Annotated in this window: 1 protein-coding gene; it reads right to left on the reverse strand. The window is 70.2% G+C overall.

The window, feature by feature from the left end; all coding sequences use genetic code 11:
* Positions 1-1,275, reverse strand: a 1,275-nt coding sequence (locus tag AB0B91_RS66070) for an NAD(P)/FAD-dependent oxidoreductase (protein ID WP_358343249.1), incomplete at its 3' end; no start/stop codon positions are given.
* Between the last annotated feature and the right edge of the window lie 82 nt (positions 1,276-1,357).

A 1,357-nucleotide genomic window follows, 5' to 3' on the forward strand; every position in this document is an offset into this window, starting at 1 on the left:
GTGCAGCTGCCCCAGGGCGACCACCTCCCGCTTGAGGAAGAACGCCAGGGTCCAGTCCACCACGACGCGGACCTTGCGGTTCAACGACGGGATCCGGCTCATGTGGTACGTCCGGTGCATGAACCACGCCGGCCAGCCGGTCATCTTGATCCCGTACACCTGGGCCACGCCCTTGTGCAGGCCGAGGCTCGCGACGCTGCCGGCGTGCTTGTGCTTGTACTCCACCGGCTCCCGGCCGCGTACGACGTTGACGATGTTGTCGGCCATCCGGGCGGCCTGACGGACGGCGTGCTGGGCGCTCGGCGAGCAGTAGTTGCCGGGCTCCTTGGTCAGGTCCGGCACGGCCGCGCAGTCACCGGCGCTCCACGCGCCCTCGACCACCCGGTCGCCGTCGACCACCTGGAGGGTCGGCAGGCACGTGACCCGACGCCGCTCGTCGCGCGGGAAGTCCGTCGCGTCCAGCATCGGCGACGGCTTCACGCCGGCCGTCCAGACGATGGTGTCGGAGCGGAAGCTGTCGCCGTCGGAGAGCTTCACGACCCCGTCGAGGCAGGACTCGAGGCGGGTGTCCAGCCTGATGTCCATGTTCCGCTTGAGCAGCTGCTGCACCGTGTAGGCGCCCATGTCCCGATCCACCTCGGGCAGCACCCGCTGGGTCGCCTCGACCAGCACCCAGCGCATGTCCTCCGGCTTCAGCTCCGGGTAGTACTTCAGCGCGTCCCGGGCCATGTCCTCCATCTCGGCGAGCGCCTCGATGCCGGCGTACCCGCCGCCGACGAAGGTGAAGGTCAGCGCGGAGCGACGCACGGCCGGGTCGGGGGTGGCGGCGGCCACGTCGAGCCGGTCCAGCACGTGGTTGCGCAGGTAGATGGCCTCGCCGATGGTCTTGAAGCCGATGCCGTGCTCGTGCAGGCCGGGGATCGGCAGCGTCCGGGACACCGAGCCGGGGGCGACGACGACGTGGTCGTACGGGATCTCCCGGGTGGGGCCGCTGATGGGCTGCACCACGGCGGTCTTGCGGTCGTGGTCGATCCGCGTCACCGCGCCCGCCACCACCTTGCACCGGCGCAACTCCCGCCGCAGCGGCACCACGGAGTGCCGGGGCGAGATGTTGCCGGCCGCCGCCTCGGGCAGGAACGGCTGGTAGGTCATGTGGGGCTGAGGGTCCACCACGACGACCTCAGCCTCACGGGAGCTGAGCTTCTTCGACAGGCGCAGTGCCGCGTAGAGACCGACGTGCCCGGCACCCACCACAAGGATCCGCTTCGGGTTCACGTCATCTATCTTTCCCGGCGCGGCGCGGCTAATCCCGCCCGCGCCCCTTCTCTGTGACGGAGCACAACCCCTGTGACCGGCA

The sequence above is a fragment of the Nonomuraea sp. NPDC049141 genome (assembly GCF_040648415.1).
In the GTDB taxonomy this organism is placed as follows: Bacteria; Actinomycetota; Actinomycetes; order Streptosporangiales; family Streptosporangiaceae; genus Nonomuraea.